The sequence below is a fragment of the Plantibacter sp. Mn2098 genome (assembly GCF_049319745.1).
Classification (GTDB): Bacteria; Actinomycetota; Actinomycetes; order Actinomycetales; family Microbacteriaceae; genus Plantibacter.
On sequence record NZ_JBMOUH010000013.1, the window covers coordinates 96,491 to 122,292 of the forward strand.

The 25,802-nt window shown below is 64.0% G+C and carries 29 protein-coding genes; 21 read left to right on the top strand and 8 right to left on the bottom strand.

Annotated elements, in window-relative coordinates; all coding sequences use genetic code 11:
- Window positions 1-54: 54 nt before the first annotated feature.
- The 3 genes from ACL9RL_RS18555 to ACL9RL_RS18565 all read left to right on the top strand — a co-directional run bounded on the left by ACL9RL_RS18555 (window position 55) and on the right by ACL9RL_RS18565 (window position 4,773).
- Window positions 55-1,482, top strand: a complete 1,428-nt coding sequence (locus ACL9RL_RS18555) for a DHA2 family efflux MFS transporter permease subunit (RefSeq protein ID WP_422781771.1) — start codon at window positions 55-57, stop codon at window positions 1,480-1,482.
- 29 nt (window positions 1,483-1,511) lie between these two features.
- Complete coding sequence (locus tag ACL9RL_RS18560; RefSeq protein ID WP_422781772.1) at window positions 1,512-3,209, top strand: CocE/NonD family hydrolase; 1,698 nt, start codon at window positions 1,512-1,514, stop codon at window positions 3,207-3,209.
- 232 nt (window positions 3,210-3,441) lie between these two features.
- Entirely contained in the window at window positions 3,442-4,773 is a 1,332-nt protein-coding gene (locus ACL9RL_RS18565) for an ABC transporter substrate-binding protein (RefSeq protein ID WP_422781773.1), read from the top strand.
- A gap of 147 nt (window positions 4,774-4,920) precedes the next feature.
- Here the strand turns inward: ACL9RL_RS18565 and ACL9RL_RS18570 are convergent, their stop codons facing one another.
- Window positions 4,921-5,229, bottom strand: a complete 309-nt coding sequence (locus tag ACL9RL_RS18570) for an ArsR/SmtB family transcription factor (protein WP_422781774.1) — start codon at window positions 5,227-5,229, stop codon at window positions 4,921-4,923.
- A gap of 53 nt (window positions 5,230-5,282) precedes the next feature.
- On the opposite strand from ACL9RL_RS18570, the gene ACL9RL_RS18575 reads away from it, so the two are divergent.
- Together ACL9RL_RS18575 and ACL9RL_RS18580 are read left to right on the top strand one after the other, a co-directional pair.
- On the top strand, window positions 5,283-6,053 hold the full coding sequence (locus ACL9RL_RS18575) for an oxidoreductase (RefSeq protein WP_422781775.1): 771 nt from the start codon (window positions 5,283-5,285) through the stop codon (window positions 6,051-6,053).
- Window positions 6,054-6,078: 25 nt separating this feature from the next.
- The gene (locus ACL9RL_RS18580; RefSeq protein WP_422781776.1) at window positions 6,079-6,450 is read left to right on the top strand and encodes a VOC family protein; all 372 of its coding nucleotides are present in this window, start codon (window positions 6,079-6,081) and stop codon (window positions 6,448-6,450) included.
- Window positions 6,451-6,567: 117 nt separating this feature from the next.
- Here the strand turns inward: ACL9RL_RS18580 and ACL9RL_RS18585 are convergent, their stop codons facing one another.
- Entirely contained in the window at window positions 6,568-6,933 is a 366-nt protein-coding gene (locus tag ACL9RL_RS18585) for a winged helix-turn-helix transcriptional regulator (protein WP_422781777.1), read from the bottom strand.
- 83 nt (window positions 6,934-7,016) lie between these two features.
- Between ACL9RL_RS18585 and ACL9RL_RS18590 the strand changes: the two genes are divergently transcribed.
- Window positions 7,017-7,733, top strand: a complete 717-nt coding sequence (locus tag ACL9RL_RS18590) for an SDR family NAD(P)-dependent oxidoreductase (RefSeq protein ID WP_422781778.1) — start codon at window positions 7,017-7,019, stop codon at window positions 7,731-7,733.
- Between the two features lie 142 nt (window positions 7,734-7,875).
- On the opposite strand, the gene ACL9RL_RS18595 is transcribed toward ACL9RL_RS18590, so the two are convergent.
- Window positions 7,876-9,120, bottom strand: coding sequence for a cation:proton antiporter (locus tag ACL9RL_RS18595; RefSeq protein ID WP_422781779.1), 1,245 nt, complete (start codon window positions 9,118-9,120; stop codon window positions 7,876-7,878).
- Window positions 9,121-9,531: 411 nt separating this feature from the next.
- On the opposite strand from ACL9RL_RS18595, the gene ACL9RL_RS18600 reads away from it, so the two are divergent.
- From ACL9RL_RS18600 to ACL9RL_RS18610, 3 genes are all read left to right on the top strand, one after another.
- Window positions 9,532-10,311, top strand: coding sequence for a TetR/AcrR family transcriptional regulator (locus ACL9RL_RS18600; protein WP_422781780.1), 780 nt, complete (start codon window positions 9,532-9,534; stop codon window positions 10,309-10,311).
- The gene (locus ACL9RL_RS18605; protein ID WP_422781781.1) at window positions 10,308-11,228 is read left to right on the top strand and encodes an NADP-dependent oxidoreductase; all 921 of its coding nucleotides are present in this window, start codon (window positions 10,308-10,310) and stop codon (window positions 11,226-11,228) included. The genes ACL9RL_RS18600 and ACL9RL_RS18605 overlap by 4 nt, the downstream gene beginning before the upstream one ends.
- Before the next feature lie 194 nt (window positions 11,229-11,422).
- The gene (locus ACL9RL_RS18610; RefSeq protein WP_422781782.1) at window positions 11,423-12,949 is read left to right on the top strand and encodes an MFS transporter; all 1,527 of its coding nucleotides are present in this window, start codon (window positions 11,423-11,425) and stop codon (window positions 12,947-12,949) included.
- Window positions 12,950-13,003: 54 nt separating this feature from the next.
- Here ACL9RL_RS18610 and ACL9RL_RS18615 read toward each other — a convergent pair whose 3' ends face one another.
- Window positions 13,004-13,381: a winged helix-turn-helix transcriptional regulator gene (locus tag ACL9RL_RS18615; RefSeq protein WP_422781783.1), complete on the bottom strand. Its 378-nt coding sequence runs from the start codon at window positions 13,379-13,381 to the stop codon at window positions 13,004-13,006.
- Between the two features lie 75 nt (window positions 13,382-13,456).
- Here ACL9RL_RS18615 and ACL9RL_RS18620 point away from each other — a divergent pair, with 75 nt between their 5' ends.
- Window positions 13,457-13,867: a Rid family hydrolase gene (locus tag ACL9RL_RS18620; RefSeq protein WP_422781784.1), complete on the top strand. Its 411-nt coding sequence runs from the start codon at window positions 13,457-13,459 to the stop codon at window positions 13,865-13,867.
- 204 nt (window positions 13,868-14,071) lie between these two features.
- Here the strand turns inward: ACL9RL_RS18620 and ACL9RL_RS18625 are convergent, their stop codons facing one another.
- Entirely contained in the window at window positions 14,072-14,698 is a 627-nt protein-coding gene (locus ACL9RL_RS18625; RefSeq protein WP_422781785.1) for a TetR/AcrR family transcriptional regulator, read from the bottom strand.
- 143 nt (window positions 14,699-14,841) lie between these two features.
- Between ACL9RL_RS18625 and ACL9RL_RS18630 the strand changes: the two genes are divergently transcribed.
- Window positions 14,842-16,026: an MFS transporter gene (locus tag ACL9RL_RS18630; RefSeq protein ID WP_422781786.1), complete on the top strand. Its 1,185-nt coding sequence runs from the start codon at window positions 14,842-14,844 to the stop codon at window positions 16,024-16,026.
- A gap of 522 nt (window positions 16,027-16,548) precedes the next feature.
- Here ACL9RL_RS18630 and ACL9RL_RS18635 read toward each other — a convergent pair.
- The 3 genes from ACL9RL_RS18635 to ACL9RL_RS18645 all read right to left on the bottom strand — a co-directional run bounded on the left by ACL9RL_RS18635 (window position 16,549) and on the right by ACL9RL_RS18645 (window position 18,506).
- Window positions 16,549-16,932 carry a VOC family protein gene (locus ACL9RL_RS18635; protein WP_422781787.1) on the bottom strand — a complete coding sequence of 128 codons (384 nt, stop codon included), beginning with the start codon at window positions 16,930-16,932 and terminating at the stop codon, window positions 16,549-16,551.
- A 64-nt stretch (window positions 16,933-16,996) separates the two neighbouring features.
- On the bottom strand, window positions 16,997-17,758 hold the full coding sequence (locus tag ACL9RL_RS18640) for a helix-turn-helix transcriptional regulator (protein WP_422781788.1): 762 nt from the start codon (window positions 17,756-17,758) through the stop codon (window positions 16,997-16,999).
- 394 nt (window positions 17,759-18,152) lie between these two features.
- A complete protein-coding gene (locus ACL9RL_RS18645; RefSeq protein WP_422781789.1) occupies window positions 18,153-18,506 on the bottom strand; it encodes a MerR family transcriptional regulator in 354 nt (117 codons plus the stop codon).
- 207 nt (window positions 18,507-18,713) lie between these two features.
- Between ACL9RL_RS18645 and ACL9RL_RS18650 the strand changes: the two genes are divergently transcribed.
- The 10 genes from ACL9RL_RS18650 (at window position 18,714) to ACL9RL_RS18695 (ending at window position 25,504) form a co-directional block, all read left to right on the top strand.
- Window positions 18,714-20,234, top strand: a complete 1,521-nt coding sequence (locus ACL9RL_RS18650; RefSeq protein WP_422781790.1) for a SulP family inorganic anion transporter — start codon at window positions 18,714-18,716, stop codon at window positions 20,232-20,234.
- Between the two features lie 230 nt (window positions 20,235-20,464).
- Window positions 20,465-21,031: a recombinase family protein gene (locus tag ACL9RL_RS18655; protein WP_422781791.1), complete on the top strand. Its 567-nt coding sequence runs from the start codon at window positions 20,465-20,467 to the stop codon at window positions 21,029-21,031.
- A gap of 199 nt (window positions 21,032-21,230) precedes the next feature.
- The gene (locus ACL9RL_RS18660) at window positions 21,231-22,481 is read left to right on the top strand and encodes a Mu transposase C-terminal domain-containing protein (protein WP_422781792.1); all 1,251 of its coding nucleotides are present in this window, start codon (window positions 21,231-21,233) and stop codon (window positions 22,479-22,481) included.
- Window positions 22,468-23,376, top strand: a complete 909-nt coding sequence (locus ACL9RL_RS18665) for an AAA family ATPase (RefSeq protein WP_422781793.1) — start codon at window positions 22,468-22,470, stop codon at window positions 23,374-23,376. Before ACL9RL_RS18660 ends, ACL9RL_RS18665 begins: the two co-directional genes overlap by 14 nt.
- A gap of 23 nt (window positions 23,377-23,399) precedes the next feature.
- Window positions 23,400-24,053, top strand: coding sequence for a recombinase family protein (locus tag ACL9RL_RS18670; RefSeq protein WP_422781801.1), 654 nt, complete (start codon window positions 23,400-23,402; stop codon window positions 24,051-24,053).
- A 207-nt stretch (window positions 24,054-24,260) separates the two neighbouring features.
- Window positions 24,261-24,497, top strand: coding sequence for a hypothetical protein (locus ACL9RL_RS18675; protein WP_422781794.1), 237 nt, complete (start codon window positions 24,261-24,263; stop codon window positions 24,495-24,497).
- Between the two features lie 9 nt (window positions 24,498-24,506).
- Complete coding sequence (locus tag ACL9RL_RS18680) at window positions 24,507-24,767, top strand: hypothetical protein (protein ID WP_422781795.1); 261 nt, start codon at window positions 24,507-24,509, stop codon at window positions 24,765-24,767.
- A 3-nt stretch (window positions 24,768-24,770) separates the two neighbouring features.
- Window positions 24,771-25,037 carry a hypothetical protein gene (locus ACL9RL_RS18685; RefSeq protein ID WP_422781796.1) on the top strand — a complete coding sequence of 89 codons (267 nt, stop codon included), beginning with the start codon at window positions 24,771-24,773 and terminating at the stop codon, window positions 25,035-25,037.
- The gene (locus tag ACL9RL_RS18690) at window positions 25,034-25,258 is read left to right on the top strand and encodes a hypothetical protein (RefSeq protein ID WP_422781797.1); all 225 of its coding nucleotides are present in this window, start codon (window positions 25,034-25,036) and stop codon (window positions 25,256-25,258) included. The genes ACL9RL_RS18685 and ACL9RL_RS18690 overlap by 4 nt, the downstream gene beginning before the upstream one ends.
- A 39-nt stretch (window positions 25,259-25,297) precedes the next feature.
- Window positions 25,298-25,504: a hypothetical protein gene (locus ACL9RL_RS18695; protein WP_422781798.1), complete on the top strand. Its 207-nt coding sequence runs from the start codon at window positions 25,298-25,300 to the stop codon at window positions 25,502-25,504.
- The last annotated feature ends 298 nt before the right edge of the window (window positions 25,505-25,802 follow it).

Sequence of the window (25,802 nt, forward strand, 5' to 3'; positions counted from 1 at the left end):
AGAGATAAGGCAGGATCATCGCTGAGGAAATTTATCATCGATAAGGAGACGGCTATGGAGTCGAGCGACACAGATCCGGAATTGACACGGGTGCCTCTTGCTGTTTGGGGGCAGGCGATCATCATCGTGGTCGGCTCGTTCGCTTCAATGCTGTCGTCCACAATCGTCGGCCCCGCGCTTCCCGCATTGGGACAGCGGTTTGGGGTTGATGACTCGGCAGTGCAATGGGTGACTACGGTGTATCTCCTCGCACTTGCCGCTGGAGTTCCGGTGAGCGGGTGGCTTGGCCGAAAGCTCGGTACGACACGCCTCTGGCTGCTTGGGCTGGCGCTGTTCGCTTGCTTTTCGGTCGTTTGCGCAGTGGCGGACTCGTTGCCCGTGTTGCTGATCGGGCGGGCGCTACAAGGTTTGGCTGGTGGCTTGCTCGTGCCGACGGGGCAGACGATCCTGGCGCTCATCACAGGACGCAAGTTCCTCGGACGGGTGGGCGGTACCGTCGGTATCGCTGTCGTCGTGGCCCCAGTGCTGGGCACGACCCTTGGCAGCGTCATGCTCGAGCACCTTGATGTGGCTTGGCTCTTCTGGCTGAACGTGCCGTTGAGTGTGATCGCGTTCATCGCCGGTCTGCGTTGGTTGCCGCGGGTGGCCACCAGCCCAGCCGGTCCACTCGACGTCCTAGGGCTCGTGCTGGCGATGAGCGGCATGCCTGTCCTGCTCTATGGACTCAGCTCGTTCACCAGCGCGGGTGAGACGACAGCGCTCCTCTGCATCGCAGGCGGCGCCGTTCTGTTGCTGGCGTTTGTCATCTGGCAGCTACGAAGCCGTACTCCGCTGATGCGGATCCGGCTGTTCGGCAACGCGGTGTTCGCCTCCGGGGCCGCAGTCATGTTCTTCGGTGGCGCGGTGAACTTCGGTGCGCAGGTCGTTTTGCCCCTGTACTTTACTCAGGCCCGGGGGGAGAGCATGTTGACGGCGGGTGTGCTGCTCGCGCCGCAGATCATCGGCACTGCCATCGGCTTCCCCTTGGCCGGAAGACTCAGCGACCGCTACGGCGCCGGAACGCTCGTCGCTATCGGAGCACTCGTGACGGCGATCGCAACAGTGCCGCTCGCGCTCAGCGGCACGCACACCGACTACGCCGTGCTCAGCGCAGTGATGCTCGTGCGCGGCTTTGGTGTCGCGCTCAGTACGATGCCGGCGATGACCGCGGGGTTGAGCGCTGTCGATCGGACCGAGGTGCCCGATGCCGCACCGATCCTCAATATGCTGCAGCGCTTCGGAGCGTCTGCAGGAACAGCCGTGATCGCGGCCCTGTATGCCGGCCATCTGCAGGAGCCGATGACTCCGCAGCACGCTGCGAACGCTTTTGGCTTCGTCTCATGGTGGCTATTCGCAGCCACGGTGGCGCTGGGCTCTCTGGCCTTACTGCTCGCGCGCGCCGAGCGGGCTGCTCGTGATCGCAACAACGTTCTTGTCAGCTGACACGAACGACTCAGAGAAGGGAAAGTGGAATGTCCACCAGCAATGAATCGATGACCATCGAGTGGGATGTGCCTATCCGCACGTCCCGGGGCAGTATTGTGCGAGCCGACGTGTTCAGGCCGGCGTCAGCTGGCCGGTACCCAGTCATCATGACGCACGGTGTCTATGGCAAAGGACTCCCGATCGAGCAGTTGCGCCACCGTATGTTGGCGCAGGCGAAGAGCCACCCTCATATGGATGCTGATCGCGGTGCAGATCTCGCCGACACTTTCACCACGACCGAGGTCGAGGCGGTCGCGGACGATGACTACCGCACGTGGGAGGTGGTTGATCCCACGGTATGGGTTGCCGCCGGTTACGTGTGCATCCGGGTTGACTCTCGAGGCACGGGAACATCCGAGGGCCGACTGGACCCGATGGCACCCGATGAGATCGACGATTATGCAGACGGCATCGAATGGGCCGGTACCCAGGAGTGGTCGAACGGTCGAGTTGGTCTGTGCGGGAAGTCGTACTATGCCATGACCCAGTGGCTCGTCGCCGCCAGGCGGCCAGAACATCTCGCCGCCATCTGCGTGTGGCACGGCCTGAGCGACTGGTACCGAGATGCCACGAGACACGGCGGAATCCTCTACCAGTTCTGGGAGCGATTCTGGTACCCGCATCTCGTCCTTCCGGTGCAGCACGGAGCTGACGCGGGAACCAACCCGCACTCAGGGCTCCCTATCGCGGGTGCGACCGTGCTCGATGCCGCCACACTTGCGGCGAACCGCGTCGATGTGGCCCAGGATGTCCGGGATCACCCGTTCATCGACGAGTACCACCGAGCACGAACCCCCGACCTCAGTCGAATCGATGTGCCACTCCTCGCTACTGCAGATTGGTCGGATCACGACCTGCATCTGCGCGGGACGATCCGTGGTTTCGAGAGCGTCAAGCACCCCCAACGCTGGTTGGAAATTCATGCCGGTGGACAATTCGACGACCCGGACTCGGTCGAGCTGCAGCGACGATTCTTCGACTACCACCTCAAAGATGAAACTGGAGACTGGAGCACTCAGCCGACCATCCAGCTCTCGCTTCGCGGTACGGACGGGACCAGCACACGGTTGGACGCCACCGAGTGGCCGATTCCCGGGACCACGTGGACGCCGTGGTACCTCGATGCAGGGGCCGCCACCCTGGAGCGCGTGAAGTTGTCGAGCGGATCATCGCGTAGCTACGACGCACCAGACGGTGACATCGTCTTTCTCGGGGGCCCGCTCTCAACAGAGGAGACGGTACTCGGCCCGGTGTCCGCTCGTCTGTACATCTCTTCCTCAACCAGTGACGCAGACCTATTCCTCACCGTCGACGCCGTCGATGCCGAGGGAAGCATCGTCGAACTCCGCGATCATCGCATGGGCCTGACACCTCTCAGCGTCGGTTGGCAGCGTGCTTCTCATCGCGCCGTCGACTCTGAGCGCAGTCGACCTGGCCAGCCGTTCCATGTGCATGACGTGGCAGAACTCCTTGAACCGGGCGAGATCGTCAGCGTCGATGTCGAGCTGTGCCCGACGGGTATCACGTTGCCCGCGGGGCACCGCCTCCGGTTGACACTGAGCGGAAGCGCTGCTGGCCACGACGATCCCGTCGACCGCCCGGAGACGGTGTTCCGTAACCGCATCACTCTCTACAGTGGACCGAAGTATCCAAGCCAGCTCTTGATACCCGTCGTGGAGGTGTAGAGCTCACCGCGCCAACAGAACACAAGAGGCCGTGAACCCGGCGGCACAATGCCGCCGGGCCAGGTCGAACAGCAGAGAGTCGCACCACGTTCGCCATCATCGTCGGCGGGCGCAGCGCCATCTCGAGATATCCAGCGCATTCCGACCTCGAGATTGACGCTCAGTTAGACGGAGTGTTTCGGTAATTCGGACGGCACCCTGAGTGTCGCGATCACGAGGAGTGAGAAAGAACATGGCAACGAAGAAACCAGCGAAAGCCCTGGTACGGCGCAGTCTGATCGGCGCCACCGCACTCGTCACAGCGTCCATTCTCGCCGCATGCTCCGGCGGAGGCGGTGCGACGTCCGACGGCGGCAAGCCCACCGGCGAACTCCAAATCCTCGTATCGAGCGCCGACTCGTCCGACGCAGCGTTCAAGGCGATCAACGCCGGATTCGAGAAGGAGTACCCGGACGTCAAGGTCACGTTCTCCTCCGTCTCCAACGACAACTACCCCGCGACGAAATCCTCGCGCCTGACCGCCGGGAACGTGGACATCATCGTCGTCAAAAACTTCGTCGAAGTCCCGGACTTCGCCAAAGAATCGACCTCCGACGACGTGCTCCTCGCATTGACTGGTGGACTGCTCGACCTCACCAAAGAGCCGTTCCTCTCCCACTACGCCAAGAGCGTGCTCGACTTCCAGCAGATCGACGGCAAACAATTCGCCGTCCCGACCGGCCTCAGCTACTCGACGGGCGTCTACTACAACAAGGCGCTGTTCCAGCAGTACGGCCTCGCCGTTCCGACCACGTGGAGCGAACTCGAGAACGTCATGAACACGCTCAAGACGAACGGACAGACCCCCTTCGGCATCGGCGGCAAAGATACCTGGCCGGCCGGCCTCGCCATGCTCGGCGCGGTCGGAGGCACCTACCCGAGAGCGATCGACAAGGGAACTCTCGTCGAGGGACTCTGGAAGGGGACGGCATCGCTCACTGACGCTGAACCGCAGAGCATCCTGGAGAGGACCGAGACGATCTTCCAGAACGCACAGTCCAACTTCGCCGGAACCGGCTACGACGAGATCCCGGCCGGATTCGCGGCAGGCAAGTACGCGATGACCGTCGACGGCACCTGGAACGAACCGACCATCAAGGCAGCCGTCAACGGTGCCTTCGACTACGGCTACTTCCCGTTCCCCGCCTCGGACACCGCCTCCGACAACGCGTTCCTGAACGGCAAGATCGAACTCCAGCTCGCGGCCGCCGCCCACACCAAGAACAAGACAGCAGCGCTCGCATGGCTCGACTACTTCTCGAACCCGAAGAACTACGCAACGTTCGTCGAGAAGTCCGGGTTCTCCCCGGCTCAGCCGAACATCGCGGCGACACCGTTCCTCGACTCGATCAAGGACTACACCTCGACCTTCGAGCCCGCCTGGGACACCGTGTGGGTGGCCAACAACCAGGCGGGTCAGGACGCCGTCTACCCGTTCAACTACCCCGCGCTGACTCCGCTCGGTTCCGATTCCGCCAAGCAGGCGGCCGAGGCTGCACAGTCTGCATGGAAGGCCGCCTTCTAGACTGAGCGACCGCGGTGGTTCCGGACGGCGGACCGGAACCAAGAACGTGGAAGCAGCGCGTTCTTATGCCCTGACACGCGGCGAGCGATCCTGTACGACCTCGTGACTATTTCTGCTCCGTGAACCAGCGGGTCAGCTATTGAGCGCTCAACCGGCAGCCTTCATCACCCGCAACAGCTCGACGAAGCCTGGGAAACGGTCCTCAAGTTCCACTGCCCGCAGGGAGAGTAGGCAGCGAGTTCCTTCGGGGTCATTTTGCACAAGTCCTGCTTCGCGGAGGATCTTGACGTGATGACTCAGCGTTGACTGCGCGACTCCGAAGTCGAACTCGCTTCCTTGGTGCACTTCGCCATCGAGCAACGCGTTGACAACCGCGAGACGGACCGGGCTCCCGAGTGCATTCATCACCTGATGCAGGGGGATGTCGTCAAGGGCCGGATGGAAGACGGTTCGCATACGATGATCATATCAATGATCGATGATCGTCGAACATCGATATGCTTAAAGTTATGAATACCGAACACGGCGAATACTCCGGCAAACGCGTCCTGGTGACGGGAGGATCGCGAGGCCTTGGCCTGGCAATGGCGACGCGATTCGCTCGAGCAGGAGCGGATGTGGTTGTCGGTGCGCGATCGGCCCCGCCGGAGGGTTTGGACGCAACCTACATTCCCGCGGATCTCAGCACCCCAGACGGCATCACCGCGTTTGCGGCCGCGGCCGTGAAACACGGGCCCATCGACGTCCTTGTGCAGAACGCTGCAGCAACGAGCGCCGATGCGCCATCTCTCGCCATCCCCGACGATGCATGGATGGGCGATCTGACACTGAACTTCCTCGGAGTCGTGCGTCTCGACCGGGAACTTGTTCCGGCGATGGTCGAACGCGGACGCGGCGTTGTTGTGCACATCTCGTCGATATCGAGCCACTACCCGCAGCCGGGACAGGCGTCTTATGCCGCCTCGAAAGCCGCGTTGAACGCCTATAGCCGCACGCTCGCTACCGAAGTCAGTCCTGCCGGTGTCCGCGTTGTCAATGTCCTCCCTGGGTTCATTCTGACGGAGGGAGCCGCGGACTCACTCGGCCGGATGGCTCACTCGCAGGGGCTCTCGCTCGACCAAGTGCAGCAGAACATCGTCGACCATCTCGGCATCCCGATGCGCCGCCCCGGCACGCCAGAGGAAGCGGCCGAGATGGTCGCGTTCCTCGCTTCCGATCGTGCGAGCTGGGTGACTGGAGCAGAGTTCAGAATCGATGGCGGCATCATTCCCACGTTCTAAGCCAACCCCGATCAGGAGACCACCCATGAGCGCTTCAGAACTTCACCTTGGCGGAATCACTGTCGAGGCCGCCGATCCCCAGATGCTTGCCTCATTCTGGGCCGCCGCAGCTGGAGGAGAACCAGCCGGTAGTGAGTCCGATGTATACCTTCAGGCCGAAGCCGCGAACGGGCTCCGTTTTCACTTCCACCGCAACCCACGTCCGCGCGGCGACAATCAGATGCACCTCGACTTCCGTGTTCCATGGGGCCAGCGGCAGCCCGAAGTGGCCCGACTCATCAGCCTAGGAGCCACCCTCCGTTGGGAGGTGCTCGATGAATACCCCGGCATGCGCCTGACGGTGCTCGCCGATCCGGAAGGCAACCTCTTCTGCGTGGCCGAAGTCCAATCAAGCTAGCCGTACTGCCCGAGACGTCATCTCTCGTCCGCCGCCTACGACACCGCATCGTCGCAGGCGGCGGAGGGAGCGGCTCGCAAACTGATACGAACGGCGCTCTCGAAACCATCCCGCCGGCTACGCCCGGAGATCAAAATCGGCGCGGGAACTCTCGATGCGGTCGATGTTCTCAAGCACCCAATGACCGAGCGCCTTGACCGGGGAGACCAGGTCCCACCCAAGTCCGGTGAGAGCGTACTCCACACCAGGCGGTTTGGTTGGAAGTACCGTCCGGGTAACGAACCCGTCCCGTTCGAGTCCATGCAACGTTGCTGCCAGCATCTTCTGCGAGATACCGCCAATCGCGCGCCGCAGTTCGCTGAACCGTTTCGGCCCCCCGTCAAGCTGCATGATCAGCAGCACGGACCACTTGTCGCCAACTCTGGACAACGCCCCGGTCACTCGATTACACACCTCGGTATCCATCAGGTGACTTTGTTCCATCACAGTGCCTCCTTGTGCGAATAGCCGAGTATCGATTACATAGATAGTAACAAAGAGAAACTTCCTTAAGGAGTCGCACGTCTATGCCACAAAACGTTCTCATCACCGGTGGCACCTCGGGTATCGGGCTCGCTCTAGCGGATGCGTATACGGCACGGGGCGACTCCGTCGCCGTGTGTGGAAGCTCAGCTGGGAGCGTGAGCCGTTTCGCTGACGCGCACCCGAACGCCCTAGCCATCCAGGCGGACGTGACAGACCCAGACGCGAGAGTCCGCATGCTCTCTGCCATCCAGGAACGGTTCGGGCATCTGGACGTCCTTATCAACAATGCCGGGTCCTTTGTTGAGCGGGACTTCACGGCGGGCGATGCTTCTGACGACCTTGAGCGCGAGCTCGACCTCAACTTCAGCGCGCCAATACACCTCACTGCAGCGGCGCTAGTCAGATGGCCGGCGATGACGGAAGTGGTGTTCATCACCGCCGGTTACGCGCTGGTCTCTCCGAAGCGCGCTCCGACCTACGGAGCGGCCAAATCCGGTCTCCATGGATTCGCCGACGGGCTGCGTCGCCAACTTGCCCCCACGGGGACACACGTTCTTGAAGTTCTCCCTCCGCTCGTCGATACCCCCATGAATGCAACGGCGACGGGCAAGAAACTCCCGCCCTCCGAAATCGCCACCGCAACAATCAGAGCCCTCGCTGACAGAAGATCGATGGCATTGCCCGGATCGACCAGATACCTTCCCGCGCTGCTCCGCATTGCGCCGAATACGATCCGACGCTTCGTAGCCAACACATAGCCAGAACAGCCCAGTCAAGAGTCACAGACCTGGTCATTTGAGGTCAGGGCCGTTGTCGTTGACCACGTCGGAGCGGCACTTGGTCACGGAGGTCGCGACGATCGAAGACGTGCCGTTCGGCAGACCTTGACGGTGATGAACTCTAGCGGCGCTGAGCGGCGGGACCTTGAGCTTGAAATCCCTGCCGTGGTGGATAGAGTGCACGCACAGCGAAGGGCGCGGAGATGCCGTGTATGAGGAGACTTCCGAGGACAACCACCGCGGTGGCGGCTAGGAGGGAGAAGGCCTCGTCTTTGGGAAACCGATTGAAGGCGATGAGTCCGAACACGATTGAGGCGACTCCGCGAGGACCGAATGAGGCTATGAAGAGCTTGTCCCGACCGGGGAGCCGTGTGCCACCGAGGGCGAGGTAGACCGGGATGAATCGTCCAAGGGTGAGCGTGAAGATGGCGAGAAGAACAGTTGGCCACCAGTCATAGGGCTCGGAGATGAGGACGACGACGGCGACGCCGAAGGCGAGCCACAGCAGAAGGGTCAGGATGGAATTGACGTCGTCGGCGAGAACGAGCTCTTCCTCGGTGGCATCGCCACGTCCGCGTCCCAAGCGGTATGCAACCCCGCAAACAAAGGCCGCGACGAAGCCATTGCCAAGTAGTGCTACGGCGATGACAAAAGTGAGGAATGGAAGCGCAAGCACAGCGATGCGAGCGCCCTGCGCGTCAGTCCATCCGCGCTGATGCGTCCAGCGCACGATACCCCCAACGACGATGCCAATTGCGCCGCCAACGAGTATCGCGATGAGTCCAGAGGGCGCTGCCAAGAGGATCGCCTGCCCAGCATCGGAGACGTGTGAGCCTGGAGTGCTGGCCGCGAGGGCGAGTGATCCGAGAAATATGGGGCTGAGGAGTCCATCGTTGTACCCACTTTCGATACTGAGCCAGCGGCGAATTCGCGCAGGCACGCGGCCATCGCGCAACAATCTGGCTTCCGGCGCGAAGTCAGAGGGGACGGCGATACAGGCGATACAGAGTATTGCGGCGAATGAGAGGTGCATAGGGAGCACCAGACCGACGGCGGTCGTCAGGATCAGCGACAGAGGCAGCGCGATGAGCAGCAGACGCAGGGGAATGCTTGCGAAGTGGCTACGAAAAGTCCCCCGAAGATTGGTCGCATCAGTGAACAGAATGAGCGCCAGAAGGAGTTCCGCACTCAGCAGCGCGACTTCCGAATTGAAGAACTTGTATGCTTCATCCTGCACGATCAGACCGATCAGTGCACCGACAAGGACCATCAGCAACGGCCCACTGATCGCGAACTCTTGCAGGCGTCGGTGTGCCACTCCCCACAACAACGCAGACCCTGCGGCGATACTGATGACCCACACCATGACTACTACCTTTCCATTCTCTGCAAGCGGGCCTTCATAGATTCAGTGCAGTTCGTCTGTATTCGCCGACGCCTGACAAAGACCATCTTGTCGCTGCTCGCCAAGGTAATGCGCGACTCGGGGCACCCCGGGTGAGGATACTCCTTCAGGCGGTTCTGACACATCGACTTCCCCACGCATCTAGGATCTTCAGCCGAGATTCCAGCCGCTCTGCGCCAGCGCCGCCCGAAAGAGTTTGATTCCTCACTGGCGCCACGGCAATATTCCGAGCCTGTGCGGAGCAGCCATCCGTGGATCTACACCACTGGACGACGCCACCGTCCTAGCGTCGAATCTGAGAACTACCCGATACCGCCACTCGGTTACGAACATTAATCGTACAACGAACAGTGTTCGTGTTACGTTTGTCGTATGGATGAGACGAATGAACGGCCAGGTGCCTCGGCAGAGGGATGGGCTGCGAAGGTTGCCGCGTGGGAGGCGGCGCAGACGCCCAAGCCCCGCAAGCAGCCGATCACCCGCGAACGCATCCTCGATGCGGCGTTCGAGCTGATCGGCTCAGAAGGATTCGATGCCCTCACGATGCGCCGCGTCGCCGCAGCGTTGCAGACAGGCGCGGCATCACTGTACGTACACGTGCGCAATAAGGCAGAACTCGATGACCTCCTCATCGGCGCGATCAGCGCACGTGTGCGGGTCCCGCAGCCGGACGGCGCACGATGGGTCGAACAGTTCACCGACGTGTGTCAACAACTTCGCGACGCGTACCTGCGCTACCCGGGCGTCGCACGGGCGGCGCTGTCCGCATCGCCCAACAACCTCGACGCGATGCAGCTGTCAGAAGGGATGCTCTCCATCCTGCTGGCCGGCGGCATCGCACCCGGGATCGCTGCGTGGGGCATCGACGCGGCAACGCTCTACGTGGCCGCGTACAGCCTTGAGGCCTCACTGCGTCGCGACCCTGCGACCGGCGTCGACGAACGGGTGATCGACCGCGATGCGACGATCGCACGGTTCCGCATGCTCCCGGCAGACCGCTTCCCCGCGACGGTCGAATACGCCGAGGAGCTGGCGTCCGGCGACGACATGGAGCGGTTCGACTTCGCGCTCGACCTGCTGCTGCAGGGGCTGGCGCCGAACACCGACCATCGCGGCCCCGACGGGACCGCCTCAGAACGGAGCACCAGATGAAAGCCGCACAATTCAGCCGCTTCGGCGGCCCAGAGGTCCTCGAGATCGTCGACCTCCCAGAGCCTCACCCCGCAGCGGGCGAGATCCGGATCGCCGTGCACGCCGCCGGCGTCAACGCGAGCGACTGGAAAAAACGCCAAGGCCTGATGGACCAGGAGCTCCCACAGACGCTCGGCTACGAAGCCGCGGGCGTCGTGGACGAACTCGGAGATGGCGTGACTGACGTCGCGATCGGAGATCGGGTTGTCGGGGCGGGCCCCAGCGGCGCGGCCCAGGCTGAGCTGTTCATCCTGTCCGACTGGGCGCCGATCCCACCCGGACTCGATTTCGCCGACGCTGCTGCCCTCCCCGCCGTCGCAGAAACCGCGGCCCGCGCGCTCGATCAGCTCGGCGAGCTGAGCGAAAGCACGGACCTCGCCGGCCGCACCATTCTCATAAACGGCGCATCCGGCAGTGTCGGCAGTGCGGCCACCCAGCTCGCCATCGGCCGCGGTGCACGCGTCATCGGAACGGCGGGACCCTCGAATCAGGCGTACCTCGCGTCCCTCGGCGCCGTGCCCGTGGTCTATGGAGACGGCCTCGCGGACCGGGTTCGCGACCTCAGCCCAGGCGGCGTCGACCTCGCACTCGACATCGCAGGCAACGGCATCCTTCCTGAGCTGATTGATCTCGCCGGCGGAGCCGACAACGTCCTGACCGTCGCCGACGTCAACGGTGCACACGCCCACGGCGTGCGGTTCAGCCGTGGCGACGGCGGCCGAGCGACGTACGCACTCCCGCTCGTCGCCGGGCTCATCGCCGACGGCGCGTTCACGCTCCCCGTCGGACAGACGTTCCCGCTGCAGGACATCGCCCAGGCGCACCGCGTCGGCGAGTCAGGTCGGGTGCGCGGCAAGCTCGTCCTCCTCGTGGAGTAGACCCCCAGGACCAGTCAGGCCACGGCGACGACCGTAGTGGCCTGAATCGTCGCGCCTGCATTTCTGGCCCGCATTCGCGCCGCCCGCAGGAAACGCATCCGTTCGTCGCCGTGACGTCGTGCATCTGCCCAGCGTCGCCGCCCTCTTCCTCCAGACCGTCGCATCAGGCGACCCGACACTCCTCAGAGGTACCCATGACTGCACACACCCCGCCACCCGGCGCACCAGGCCTGCCCGCCGCGAGCAGCGTCGGCGCCCACATCCGCCGCTACCGTTGGCTCATCCTCGTCGTCCTCGCGCTCGCGCAGTTTATGGACATCGTCGACGCCACGATCGTGAACATCGCCCTCCCGAGTGCCCAACACGACCTCGGCTTCACCGATGCGAGCCGTCAGTGGGTCGTCACCGGGTACGCGCTCGCGTTCGGCAGTCTGCTACTGCTCGGCGGACGGCTCTCCGATCTCATCGGGCGCAAGCGCATGCTCCTCATCGGCATCGGCGGGTTCGCCATTGCTTCGGCTGTTGGTGGTGCTGCACAGGGCATCGAACTGCTCCTCGTCGCCCGCGTCGCACAGGGCGTCTTCGCGGCGATGCTCGCACCCGCCGCGCTGTCGCTGCTGTCTGTGACGTTCGCGGACGACCCGAAGGAACGCGCGAAAGCGTTCGGCCTCTTCGGCGCGATCTCGGGAGCGGGCGGTGCCATCGGGCTGTTGATGGGTGGTGTGCTGACCCAGTTCCTGTCCTGGCGGTGGTGCCTCTACGTCAACGTGATCATCGCGGTGATCGCGTTCATCGGTGCCGTCATCCTCGTGCGCGATGGCGAGCGACCGGCCCACATCAGACTCGACATCGCAGGAGCGATCACCTCGGTATTCGGCGTCGGCGGCCTCGTCTACGGGCTCGGCAATGCTGCGGCGCGCGGCTGGGCCGACCCGTGGACGTGGGGCCCGGCCATCGTCGGAGCGATCCTCCTGGTCGTGTTCGTGCTCATCGAACGGCGGGTCGACCATCCGCTCTTACCGCTGCGTGTCGTCCTCGACCGTGGCCGCGGCGCCGCGTTCCTCACGCTCGCGATCTGCGGCACCGGCATGTTCGCGATCTTCCTCTTCCTCACCTACTACCTCGAGGAGACACTCGGCCTGACGCCCATCCAAACGGGGCTCGGCTTCCTGCCGATGATCGGGCTCGTGATGGTCGGCGCGGTCGTTTCAGGGTCCGTCCTGATGCCGCGCACCGGCCCGCGCCCCCTCATCCCGATCGGCTGCCTGCTCGCGGCGACCGGCATGGCGTTGCTCACCGGGATCGGCGCGGAGACGGGGTATGCGGGCAGTGTGCTGCCGGCGCTGCTCGTGACGGGCCTCGGCTTCGGCTTCATCTTCGGGCCGGTGCAGAATGCCGCGACGAGCGGTGTGCGCGCTGACGACTCGGGCGTCGCATCGGCCATGGTGAACACGGCGCAGCAGCTCGGCGGGTCGATCGGGACGGCCGTCTTCAGCTCGATCGCGACGCTCGCCGTTGCGAACCACCTCGCGGCCAACAGTGCGACCGCGACCATGCCGGCGACGATCTCCAACGCGACGATCGCGAGCTACCACCTCGTGTTCTGGAGTGCGTCGGCGGTGTTCGTCGGGGCGGCCGTGATCGCCGGCCTCATGTTCCGAAGCGGGCCGCTGCGCGTGGGCATCGCCGGAGCTACTGGCAGCGCCGAGCAGACCGCTTGAACCAAAGACGAGATGATCACGGCGCCGACATTGGACGGAATCGTACCGCGCCCGCTACGCTCCACTGCCGTCGTAGCGGGCGCGCGCCTCCTGCACCGCGGGCAACTGCTGGTCGGTCCAGCGCAGTAAGGCATCGACGAGCTCGTTCAACGTTTCACCAATCGGCGAGATACGGTACTCCACCGCGACCGGCCGGGCCTCGAGCACGACGCGCGTGATCATCCCATTGCGTTCGAGTCGACGCAGGGTGGCCGTAAGCGACTTCTGGCCGACCGCCGGAATCGCCCGCCGGAGCTCGTTAAAGCGCAGCGAACGCTCACAAAGTTGATCGAGCACCTGGAGCGACCACTTGTCGAGCAGCTCGTCGAGCAGCCCTCGGTGCGGAGCGTCGACCTGCAGCAGCTTCGTTATGGTCGGTGCGGTGTTATCCATGCCACCTAGTCTCGTTGAAGTTCCCTTGCTGCACAAGGTATACATAGGGAACCGACTATTGAGAGAAGGGATCATATGACCGTCACAACATCCTCCCCTGAGGGCATGTTCCAACCCGTCAACTACGACCACGTATCCGTCGCGACGGGGAGCCGGCAGGTGCACGTCGCCGGACAGATCGCCCGGGACGGCGAAGGGAACCGCCTCGCACCGGACGACCTGGCCGGCCAGGTCGCGCAAGTGCTCCGCAACACCGCACGCGGGCTCGCCGGAGCCGGCGCCACGTTCGACGACGTGGTGCGGCTGCGCTTCTTCCTCACCAAGTCCACGCCAGAGATGTTCACGGAGTGGATCGCCGGCATCGAGCAGGTGCGGGAGGAACTCCACCTGCCGATGCCACTACCGCCACTTTCGGCGATTGGCGTCGACTTCCTCTTCGAGCCCGACGTGCTGGTCGAGCTCGAAGCGTATGCCGTGCTGGACTGACGCGACGCAATAAACCCCGGGCAAGACGCACTCGAGGGGTGACCCCCCACGGTCATACAGACACGTCCCCACCGGCAGCACGTGCATCGCACGGGCTGCCTCGCCGAGACGCGGCAGACAAAACCTGGCGCAGCACCTCGCGAAGGGCCGCTTCCTACGGATTCGCCGACCCACCCACACCTGCAGCGCGACCCGCTCGTTGTTTTACTCGATGTCGAGGCGGAGGGTGCGCGTCCAGACCGTTTCGAGCGCGCGAGCCACGTCGCTCAGGGGCGCTCCGCGCACTGACGCCTCGTAAAACGCCCGCTCGGTCGCACCGACGAGGATCCGGCTAAGTGTCGCAGCGCCGTCTGGACCGGTCCCGTCGGGCGCCCCGCCGTGCACAGCGATGAGTCGAACGCTCTCCGCGATCTCGTTTCGCGCGCCGTTCCAGAGCTCGGCGATCACGGGAACCGACGGCGACAGGTCGACTGCGGCCCGCATGACTGCGCCGTGTCGTGACCACAGATCCTCGGTGAGTTCGATAGCACTCATGAGCGCATCACGAGGCTGTCCTGGCACCGCTTTCTCCCGGCTCGCTACCGCCCCGGTCAACTCGACCACGATGCGCTGCACGAGTGCTGCGAGGACGTCGTTTTTCGAGCGGAAGTAGAAGTAGAGCGCCCCTCGGGTGATACCAGCGGCGTTCGCGATCGATTCGACGGTCATACCGTCTGGACCAGCTTCGACAAGTTGTCTCTCGGCTTGATCGAGAATCGCTTTCTCGCGTTGCTCGCCCTTGGACGGAGCCATCACACGCCGCCCGTGTTCGTCGTACGCATATGGAGCCATGTGACCGATTGTACCGCGTCGATAAATTTTGACGTTGTGTTGACTTTTAATCGACGCTGCGTAGAATTACTGGCGCCCGGTCATTCGACACGTGGCATCTTCGATCCGCTTTTGGATCCGCGTCTGCTCAGAAAGCCGCTTGCATGACCACCACCTCTCCAATCACGCAGTCGAGCACAGGCCGACTACCGATCCTCGCCCTCATCGGCTTGTTCATTTCCGGCTTCATCGGCATCCTCACGGAAGCACTGCCCGCCGGACTCATCCCCGCAATGAGCAAGACTCTGCATCAGAGCGTCGCAGTGACCGGCCAGACCGTCACCGTGTACGCCATCGGCACCGCAATCGCCGTCATCCCACTCGCCGTAGCGACGACAAACTGGCGACGACGCGACCTCCTGATCGTGGCACTGCTCACCCAAATCGTGACGAACGGGCTCACCGCCCTGTCCACGGACCTCACGGTCACCTTGATCGCTCGCTTCGTCGCCAGTTTGTCCTCCGCTGTCATCTGGGCGCTGCTCGGCGCGTACGCTGCCCGAATCGCGCCCGCCGGCAAGCAGGGCCGTGCCATTGCGATCGCCCTCGGCGGCATCCCCGTCGCTCTCGCACTCGGCGTTCCAGTGGGCGTCCTCATTGGCCAGGTCGCTACCTGGCAGCTGGCGTTCTGGGGTTCCGCTGCAATGACCGCGCTCACCATCGTCTGGGTACTGATCTTCCTGCCGAACCTCCCCGGCATCCCCCGCACCGATCGGCACACTGTCAGGCACGTCCTGTCGCTCAAGGGCGTACCGACCATCCTGTTCGTCGTCGCTGCGTTCGTGATCGCGCACAATATCCTCTACACGTACATCGCCGCGTATCTCTCGGACATCGGGCTGGCGGCGCAGACGGGCTGGATCCTCTTCGTCTTCGGCGCGCTAGCGGTACTGAGCATCTTCGTCGTCGGCACACACATCGATCGACGCCTGCGGACGCTGATCGTCGTCAGCACTGTCCTCTTCGCGGCGGCCGTGCTGGCGCTCGCGCTCCTCTCCGACTCACCGGTCGTTGTGTTCCTCGCTGCGGCCGCTTGGGGACTCGCATTCGGAAGCTCAGCGACACTGTTCACCACAGCCATCGTGAACGCCTCCGGCCCAGCGGGCGACGTCTCACAGTCGGTATTCATCTCGGTCTTCAGCGGGTCGATCGCCGGCGGTGGCCTGATCGGCGGGCTCCTGTTGGGCGCCTACGGAACGAACATCCTGGTGGACGTCTGCCTCGTCCTAGCAGCAGCCGCCGCGATCGTCACCATCGTTGCGAAGCGACACGCCTTCCCGCGAAGTTGACTCCCCACACCACAACCACGCGGTCGAGCTGGGCCTCGGAACCGATACGTTCCGAGGCCCCCCTTTCTGGCAGGCCCGCTCCCGCCAGGCACCTCCGGGTCCGAATAGCAGCACAACCGGCACCCTGGGGAGGTCGGCTATTGCGCAGACGTGTTCTCGGAGAGCTCCAGCCAATCGCCATCACCCCTGCCACCTGCAGGAGAATCACGCTCCAACGTCTTCAACGTGGATCCTGGCGGCTGACCCCGCGCACGCGACCAGGTCGGTTGAAGTCCTTCGGTGTTTCATCGTCGACCGCGACTATTGGAACTGGGCCACTGGCCGATCCAGCTGGCCGGCGCTACTTGCCGTGGCAACGGTTGGCTGCGTCCTCGAACGGAAATGGGTGTCCTTGACCCTGGCCGACAGAATGCAAGTGGTGTCAGTCTAAGTAGATCCTCCAGCCGTGGTCCGTCGGTCTCAACGAAGACCGCGGAAACACTGGTCTGTCATGCGTCCTGGGGCCGTCCCCTGGCCGTGCGGCTAGCGAGACTGCCCGGCCGGCCTCGTGAACAGGTTGACGAGGTTGCCGTCGGGGTCGCGGAACATCGCTGACCGGTTTCCCCACGGCATCGTGGCTGGCTCCAGGACGATGTCCTCCAGCGCGTCCCGGAGGCGCGCGAATTCCGCATCGACGTCCGTCACGAGGAACTCGATGATGACCGAGTCGTTGCGGCCAGGCTTGGGAGCATGTTCGCCGAGCATCGCGACGGTCGCCGTGCTGCCGATCGCTAGCGTGCCTGCGGCGGTACGGAACTCGGCGAATACAGGGGCGGGGCGGGTGGCGTCCGTGCCCGTCACGAGCTGGTAGAAGCGGGCGAGACGGTCAACGTCCTCGGTGATGATGCGGATAGATGCGAAGTCCATGGTGTTCCTTTCGGCCGGGTCGCACGACCCGATCCCCCCATGGTGCGCCGCTTCCGCGACAACGTCATGTCGGTGTTTCGAAACTCGCCCGGGCTGTACGGGATGCGCCGCGCGGAAACACGTCGGGGCCATTTGAAGCGTTGAGCGTGCGCAGCGTCCCGTAGGCGATGTCAAGGTCTTCAGCGCTGAGCGATCGGCGTGGCGCACGCTCGCCGGTCGGTTCCGCAGTCATCACGCGATCCCCTCGGAACGCGCGAACGCCGTCGCGGAGTCGGCACCAGCCGATCAGGTACCAGTCACGCCCCTTGCCCAGGTAGCCGAGAGGTTCGACGTCGCGGATCGTGTCCGCGCCAGCACGGTCCCGGTAGGCGATCCGCAGCACGCTCCCGGAGCGGAGCGCGCCCGCGAGGGCCGTCGGAGCATCGGGTGCCGGTCCATCGTCGAGCAGGTGGACGCGCGCGGCAAGCTCAGCCGTTTCGTGCAGCGTGCCCCGATCCATGACCGCGACGACTTTGCGCAGCGCAGTGGTCGCGTCCGTCCGGAACGGGCTCGTGGACAGCATGCCAAGTGCGACGGTGACGGCGAGAGCTTCGTCGACGGTGAAGCCGAGCGGCGCGAGCGTGTGTGCGACGTCGATGCAGTAGCCGCCGGTCCGGCCGGGTTCCGCCCAGATGGGCACACCGGCTTGCTGCAACGCGGACAGGTCGCGTTCGATAGTGCGGTTGCTCACCTCGAATCGCTCGGCGAGCCGCCTGGCACTGAGCGGGCGCGGTGCCACGGCTCTGAGCTCCTCGACCAGCGCATACAACCGGTCGGTACGATTCATATAGTCGATGCTAATCCTGCCTAAAGGCTTCCGAGAACCCGAAAAAAGCACCTTGACGAGCACTGCACGGACGGCTCAAGAAACCCTAGACGCATCATTTCTCGCTATTCGAGAGCAGCTATACGGTATGCAGTGCTGCGTCGGCTGGGCCAGCGTAACGGTATAGAGCGCCGCGAAAACCCGGCCGTCAGATGCCTCCACATTCAAGAGTTCACGCCCGGGCCCTTCGGAACTAGTCGATGGGATGTCTCGCAACCCTAGGGATACGAGACGTCTCGTCGGGCCACTCCCCCACACCTCCTAATTTGTGAATCGCATCGCTATCTGGCCGCATAGTTGCGGCGTTGTGTGGCCGGGAGGCCGGCCGACTGAGGCGAGGGCGACACGTGGTGTGTCAGCGCTTGCGAAGGAGATCGACGAACTCGTCAGCCATGTCGAGCTGCTTCTGCAGCTTCTCCCGCTGCTGCGTCGCACGTTCAATGAACCCCTGCAGTTCAGCGCGGAGGGCAGGGTCATCGTTCTTCTCGAGGACGTCGATGATGCGCAGCAGCTCACTCATCTCTTCCAACGGGAACCCGAGAGGCTTCATCCTGCGGATCAGCATCAGGCGGGAGAAGTCGCCCTCCGTGTAGAGGCGGAACCCACCCTCGGTGCGACCGGAGGGCTTGAGGAGTCCGACTTCGTCGTAGTGCCGGATGGTGCGCAAGGACAGCTCGGTCCGTTCGGCCAGTTCCCCGATGTGCATCATCGGGCGGTCGTTTCGGGCTCCATGACACCTCTCCAACAAATCAACTCTTACGTTAGGGTAGTGTCGCATCACCTGCTGGGAGACCAGTGAGACGCACACTCTTCCCCACCATTCTCGGCCACGAGCGTAGTGGTGCGCGCAACGGGGCGCCGGAGCTCGACATATCCACCGGCCCTCTGCGGATGGCCCCGCGCATTGGAGACAGCTTTGGCTATCGCCCAGAAAACCGACTCACCCGATCGCTACAAAGCGAATCCCTCGGTCCTGACCGCCCTGCGCACCCCGCGCCTGCTGACCCGCGAAGTCCTCGCCGGCCTCGTCGTCGCCCTCGCCTTGATCCCGGAGGCGATCTCGTTCTCGATCATCGCCGGCGTGGACCCAGCCGTCGGCCTGTTCTCCTCATTCGTGATGGCCGTGTCGATCGCGTTCCTCGGCGGCCGACCCGCGATGATCACCGCCGCGACCGGCGCCGTCGCCCTGGTGATTGCCCCCGTCGCCCGCGACTACGGCATGGACTACTTCATCGCCACCGTCATCCTCGCGGGCATCTTCCAAGTCCTCTTCGCTCTTCTCGGAGTTGCGAAGCTGATGCGATTCATCCCGCGCAGCGTGATGGTCGGCTTCGTGAACTCCCTCGCGATTCTGATCTTCATCGCCCAGGTCCCGAACCTGCTCGGTGTCTCCTGGCTGGTCTATCCCCTGGTCGCGGTCGGCATCCTGATCATGGTGTTCATGCCGAAGATCACCAAGGTAATCCCCGCCCCACTGGTGGCGATCGTGCTCCTGACCGGCGCGACGGTCCTGTTCGCGTTCAACGTCCCCTCCGTCGGTGACCAGGGCGAGCTGCCGCGGAGTCTGCCGTCGTTGTTCGTCCCCAACGTTCCCTTCACCTGGGAGACGTTCACGATCATCGCCCCGTTCGCCGCAGCAATGGCGGTCGTCGGGCTCCTCGAGTCGTTGATGACTGCAAAGCTCGTCGACGAGATCACCGACACCCACTCCCGGAAGACCCGCGAGGCCTGGGGTCAGGGAGCCGCGAACGTTCTCTCTGGCTTCTTCGGCGGAATGGGCGGCTGCGCGATGATCGGCCAGACCATGATCAATGTGAAAGCCTCCGGCGCCCGCACCCGCATCTCGACGTTCCTCGCCGGCGTGTTCCTACTCATCCTGGTCGTGGGCCTCGGCGACCTGGTGTCGATCATCCCGATGGCCGCCCTCGTCGCGGTCATGATCATGGTGTCCGTCGCAACGTTCGACTGGCACTCCATCAAGCCCTCGACCCTCAAAGCAATGCCGATCGGTGAGACCGCAGTGATGGTCGCAACGGTTGTCGTGGTCGTCGTGACCCACAACCTCGCGATCGGCGTCATCGTGGGTGTGCTCGTGGCGATGGTCATCTTCGCCCGCCGCGTGGCCCACTTCGCCACAGTCACCCGCGAGCTCCGTCTAGATGAGCCCGTTCCCACCGCCCACTACACCGTCGACGGAGAGCTGTTCTTCGCCTCCTCCAACGACCTCACCACCCAATTCGAATACGCCGAGGACCCCGACCGGATCGTGATCGATATGTCGACCAGTCACATCTGGGATGCCTCCACGGTCGCCGCCCTCGACGCCATCGCTATCAAGTACGAGCAGCACGGCAAACGCGTCGTCTTCGAAGGCCTCAACGAAGCCAGCACCAAGTTCCACGGTCGCCTCGCCGGAAAGCTCGGCGCAGGCCACTGACCGAGAACACCTCGCCGCGTCGAGTCATCCACGGCTCGCAACGAGGTCAGGGTGTGCTCAGGTCTGAGATGCTGGCCACCCACCCCGCAGTTCCCGTGCCACGCCGCCCCGATCATGAACGAACGTTCATGAGACAGCCGAGGGGCTCGTGTCAAAAACCGGCGCGTCGCGTCTCATGACTCATGTTCGCAATCTATGTAATGCGAGCAGCGTTTGCGTTACATTGAGGCATGGCAACGATCGGTTACGCGCGCGTCTCGACCCGGGATCAGAATCCCGAAGGACAGACCGACGTGCTCGAGGCTGCCGGCTGCGACAAGATCTTCGTCGAGCGCGCATCGGGCACCCTCGCCAAGCGGCCGGCGCTGACGGATGCGCTGTCGTATCTGCGCGACGGTGACACACTCGTCGTGACCAAGCTGGACCGGCTCGGCCGCTCGGTTCGGAACCTGAAGCAGGTGGCCGACGAGCTACAGCAGCGTGGGATCGGATTGAAGGCACTGTCGCAGGGCATCGATACGACCACTCCCGGGGGACGGCTGTTCTTCCACATGCTCGCGGCGATTGCCGAGTTTGAACATGACCTCATCGTCGAGCGCACCCACGACGGACTCGCAGCCGCCCGTGCGCGCGGCCGGAAAGGTGGGCCGAAGTTCAAGATGACCGCAAACAAAATCAGGCAGGCCCGGTCGATGTATGACAGCGGCAACCACACCGTGCAAGAGATCGCCGATACCTTCGGTGTCTCCCGACCCACCATCTACCGCCACCTCCAGTCTGGCGTCCGTCAGGGATAGCCGGTGATGAGTCATGGCGCAGCGCAGTGTCGAGGAGAAATTGGCGCTGCTATGCGAACACGACGACGGCGTCCCCTGGGTCAGGATCGCCGAGGACTCAGGCGTGCCAGCTCGCACACTCCGGCGGTGGGCAGCCGCGTACCGAGCTGATCCAACTTCGCTGCGGCGGCCGACTCGCAGCGACAAGGGGCAACGGCGCATGCCCGCCGAGTTGATCGAAGCGGTCGAAGCGCTGGCTCTTCGACACCCGGCACCTACGACGGCGTACATTCACCGTCGTATCGGTGACATCGCCCGGGACCGCGGTCTGCCGGCGCCCAGCTACTCCAGCGTCCGGACGACCGTGCAGGCGGTCGACCCGGGTCTGCGGACGCTCGCTACGAAGGGGGATGCCGCGTACCGTGACCGATTCGAGCTCGTGTTCCGCCGCAACGCTGAGCGACCAAACGAGCAGTGGCAAGCCGACCACACCCTCCTCGATGTCGTCGTGCTTGGCAAGGACGGTGCCGCGGTGCGGCCCTGGCTGACGATCGTCCTGGATGACTACTCCCGCGCAGTTGCCGGCTTCACCCTCTTCCTCTGCGCACCGAATGCAGAACAGACCGCACTCGCACTCCACCAAGCCATCAACCGAAAGACGAACCCGGCCTGGCCCATCTCAGGACTGCCCGATGTGCTCTACAGCGATCACGGCTCCGACTTCACCTCAGTGCGGTTGGAACGAGTCTGCCTAGACACCCACATTCGACTCATCCACTCCCGGCCCGGAGTGCCACAGGGCCGCGGCAAGATCGAGCGGTTCTACCGCACTATCACCACCGAGCTCCTCCCACACCTTGCCGGATTCATCCCGCACGGTACCAACGGGAAGCCGCTCACCGATCCTGCGCTCACCCTTGAGCAGCTGGACGGTATCGTCGAGCATTTCATCGTTGATGAGTACAACAGCCGCCAGCATTCCGGGACCCGAGAGGCCCCGGTCGACCGGTGGAGCTCGACTGGGTTCATTCCGAGGGCGCCCGCCCATCCCGAGGATCTCGACCTTCTCCTCTTAACTGCAGCAGCATCGCGGAGGGTGCAGCGCGATGGCATCCAGTTCGCCTCTACCCGCTATGTGTCCTCGGTCCTTGCCGCGTACGTCGGGGAGGACGTGACGGTGCGTTTCGATCCCCGTGACGTCGGCGAGATCCGGGTTTATTTCAACGACGCCTTTCTCTGCCGCGCCATCGCACCCGAGCTCGCAGCCGACGCCGTCTCGCTACAGCAGCTGCAGTTAGCTCGAGGACGGCGCCGGCGCGACCTGAAGCAGCAACTGCGAAGCCGACGCAGCCTCGCGGATTCCCTGCCCGAGGACACCCGCTACGCGCCCGTAGAACCACCCGAACTGGATGTCGAACCCACCGAAGAACCTCCGCCTCGACATGGATTGCGCCTCTATGCGACCGATTAACGAAAAGCACACCCTCCTCCACAAGGGCGACGATGGTCGCCGTTTCCTCTCCGGCGAGCACCGCGAAGTGAACACGTCGGCGCCGCCACCACCCGAACGCCCTCCCTTCCAAATCACGCGCGAGCATCGGCGGTTCAAGGAATTCGCCGACACCGTCCGCACCCACGGCTACATCGGACTCTGCTGGGGCCCGCCCGGCGTCGGGAAGACCCTTTCTGCTCGCCAGTACGCAGGCACCGACGAATGGGAACAATGGCAATCCATCTTCACCAACGACGACCTCGGGCCCGTGCCCCAACGAGTACTCGAGGCGCGGACAGCCTTCTTCACACCAACCGTTGCCGCCACCGTCCGGCAGATCGATCAAGGCCTCCCCGGGGCGTGCCAAGCGATCTCCTTCGCCGTCGACTACGACGAGCACCGCGAAGTCGACCCATACGTTCACACCGAGTCCCGCTCGAGCGGCCGCACCGAACTGCTCATCATCGATGAAGCCGATCGACTGAAAACGACCGGCCTCGAGCAGGTCCGCGACTACTTCGACCGCCACCACATGGGCGTCATCCTCATCGGCATGCCCGGCATCGAGAAACGCCTCGCCAGATACCCCCAGCTCTACAGCCGAATCGGCTTCGCCCACGAGTTCAAGCCGCTCACACCAGACGAACTCACCGCCGTGCTCGCCAGCCGACTACCGCCAGTCCCAGACTCCACCGACGGGGGCGTCGCCCACGCGACCGCAGTTGCAACCATCGTTCGGATCACCGCCGGCAACTTCCGCCTCGTCGATCGACTCCTTACTCAGATCGAACGAGTCACCGCGCTGAATCAGCTCACCGAGATCACACCCGAGGTCGTCGACACCGCGCGAGAAGCGCTCTTGATCGGCCACTAACTGGGAACAGAAAGCGGCCACTTATCGCTGCGACTCACACCAAGCTCATCGGGTACGCGCGCGCATCCACCACGCGCCAAACCACCGACCGGCAAGAAGCCGACCTGCTCGCCGTCGGCGTCCGTCGCGACGACCTCTACGTCGACCGCGGCGTCTCCGGAGCCCGCGCATCCCGACCCGAGTTCGACCGGGCCATCAACGCCCTCGAGCACGGCGACACTCTGGTGATCGCAACCCTGGATCGGCTGGGCCGGTCGACGCAGAACATGCTCGCCTTCGCCGAGACCCTCCGCAGCCGCGGTTCCGGCCTCCGCGTCCTGAATCTCGGGGGCGGAGATGTCGACACCCACACCCCGATGGGGGCCATGGTGTTCACCGTCATGGCAGCACTGGCGCAGATGGAGCTCGAGATCAAACGCGAGCGCATCACCGACTCCGTGGCCAAACGCCGAGCCCAAGGACTCGACCTCGGCGGCCGGCGCCAGGCATTCACCGACAGTCAGATCCGCAACGCGATTCGACTCATCGACGCCGGCGAACCCGCCGCTCACGTCGCGCGAGATCTCGGCATGTCCAGAGCGACCCTCTACCGACGCATCCGCACTGCTGAGGCGCGCGCCGACGAAGACCGACATGATCGCTCGTCGACCGAATCCCCCAGCCCGGAACAGCACTGACCAGCCCATCAACGCTGAGACAACCTCACAGGCGACGAAGCCGACGACAGGAACTGTGCGCCCGAGGGATCACGGGAGATGATGGCCTTCGTCTTCCACAGGATGAAGGCCATCATTCCCACCGCGGCAGAGGCCCTTTGCCCACCTACTCCAGGCCTTGATGACCGTCCCGCTCTGCGAACTGGCGCGAAGAGCTAGGCTGCGGGCATGGCTCCTGTCACGCGCCTCTATCGTCGGAAGCTGCTGCTCAGCTCCTCGTTCGCCCTGTTCGTCCTGGCGGGTTTGCAGCTGCCCGGCCTGTTTCTCCGGTGGTCTGGGTCCGCGCTCGACATCTTCGTACTGGTCGGGCTTCTCGGAATGCTCGCACTCGCGATCGCAGCGCTCGTGGCCCGTCATCGAGACATCAAACGCGGTGGGGATGACGATACCCCGCCCGAGAACTAGGCCGCGCCCATGACGTCCACCGGTCGCCAGAAGCTCACCATGACACTGGGCATCGTCCTGCTCGTGGACGTGCAAGTTGCGCTAGTCGCGTCCGGGTGGTCGGGATCGTTCCGCGACTGGTTCAATCTGGTCGTGGTCGCGTGTCAGTTCGCGTTCGCGATGACCATCCTGGTGACCGCCGCACGGGCACAGAAACGGGTCATCACCTTAGAGACACCCGAGTGCGCTGGACAAGCCCCAAAGAGGGAGTGCTCCCGGGCGTTACGGTGAGGCATGGGGTATCGGGAGTGGGACGAGACGGCGTGGCTGGATCGGGTCGGGGAATGGTCCCAAGCGCACAGAGCCGTGTACGTGGCGTGGTTCTCCATCGTGACCCTCATCATGTTCGGCCTGGACTTCTCGTTCCCGGTCGACGCCGTGCGCACCTGGATCGTCCTCGGCGTGCTGGTGGTCGCGGTCATCGTCTCGATCGTGCAGCTCGTGCGCGGTGCTCGTTGTCGCACGCGTGCCGCTGACGCAACAAGACAGGGGCGGGCATGACCTCCATCTTCCGTCGGAAGCTGCCGCTCACGTTCTGGATCCTGCTGCTCGTATTGTCGGGCGTGCAGTTGCCTGCCCTTTTCGCGCGGTGGTCAGGTTCGGCCTTGGACGTGATCGCGCTGGTGGGGTTCCTCGGGCTGATCGCGCTCGCGATCGTGTCGGTCGTCACCGGTCGTCGGCACCTCAAACGCGGCGACGATGCTGCCCGGCACGAGAATTAGGCTGCGCCCATGACTCCTACCGGTCGCCAGAAGCTCACCATGACACTGGGCATCGTCCTGCTCCTGCTCGTGGCCGTGCAAGTTGCGCTGGTCGCCTTCGGGTGGTCGGGATCGTCCCGTGACTGGTTCAATCTGGTCGTGGCCGGATGCCAGTTCGCGTTCGCGATGACCACGCTGGTGACCGCTGCGCGGACACAGAAACGGCGCAGCCCGGAAGCCGCCCCGCCTGTGGGTAACTCACCCTGAACAGGCGCGGATAGCCCGTATCCTGATGTGTCGTCCGTCGTTCGGGACCTGAACTGAGCCTTGTCAACCCGTCCGGGTGGGGCGCTCATCGACATAGGCTGCGTGGACATCGAAAGGACACACCATGCCCTCTGCGCTCGTCCTCAACTGCACGCTCAAGCCGTTCCCCGCCTCGTCGAGTTCTGAACTCCTGGCGGGTGAAGTGCTCGCGGCGCTCAGCCGGCATGGGGTGAGCGGGCAGCAGCTCCGCGTGGTGGACTTCGATGTCCGACCAGGTGTCGAGACCGACATGGGCGAT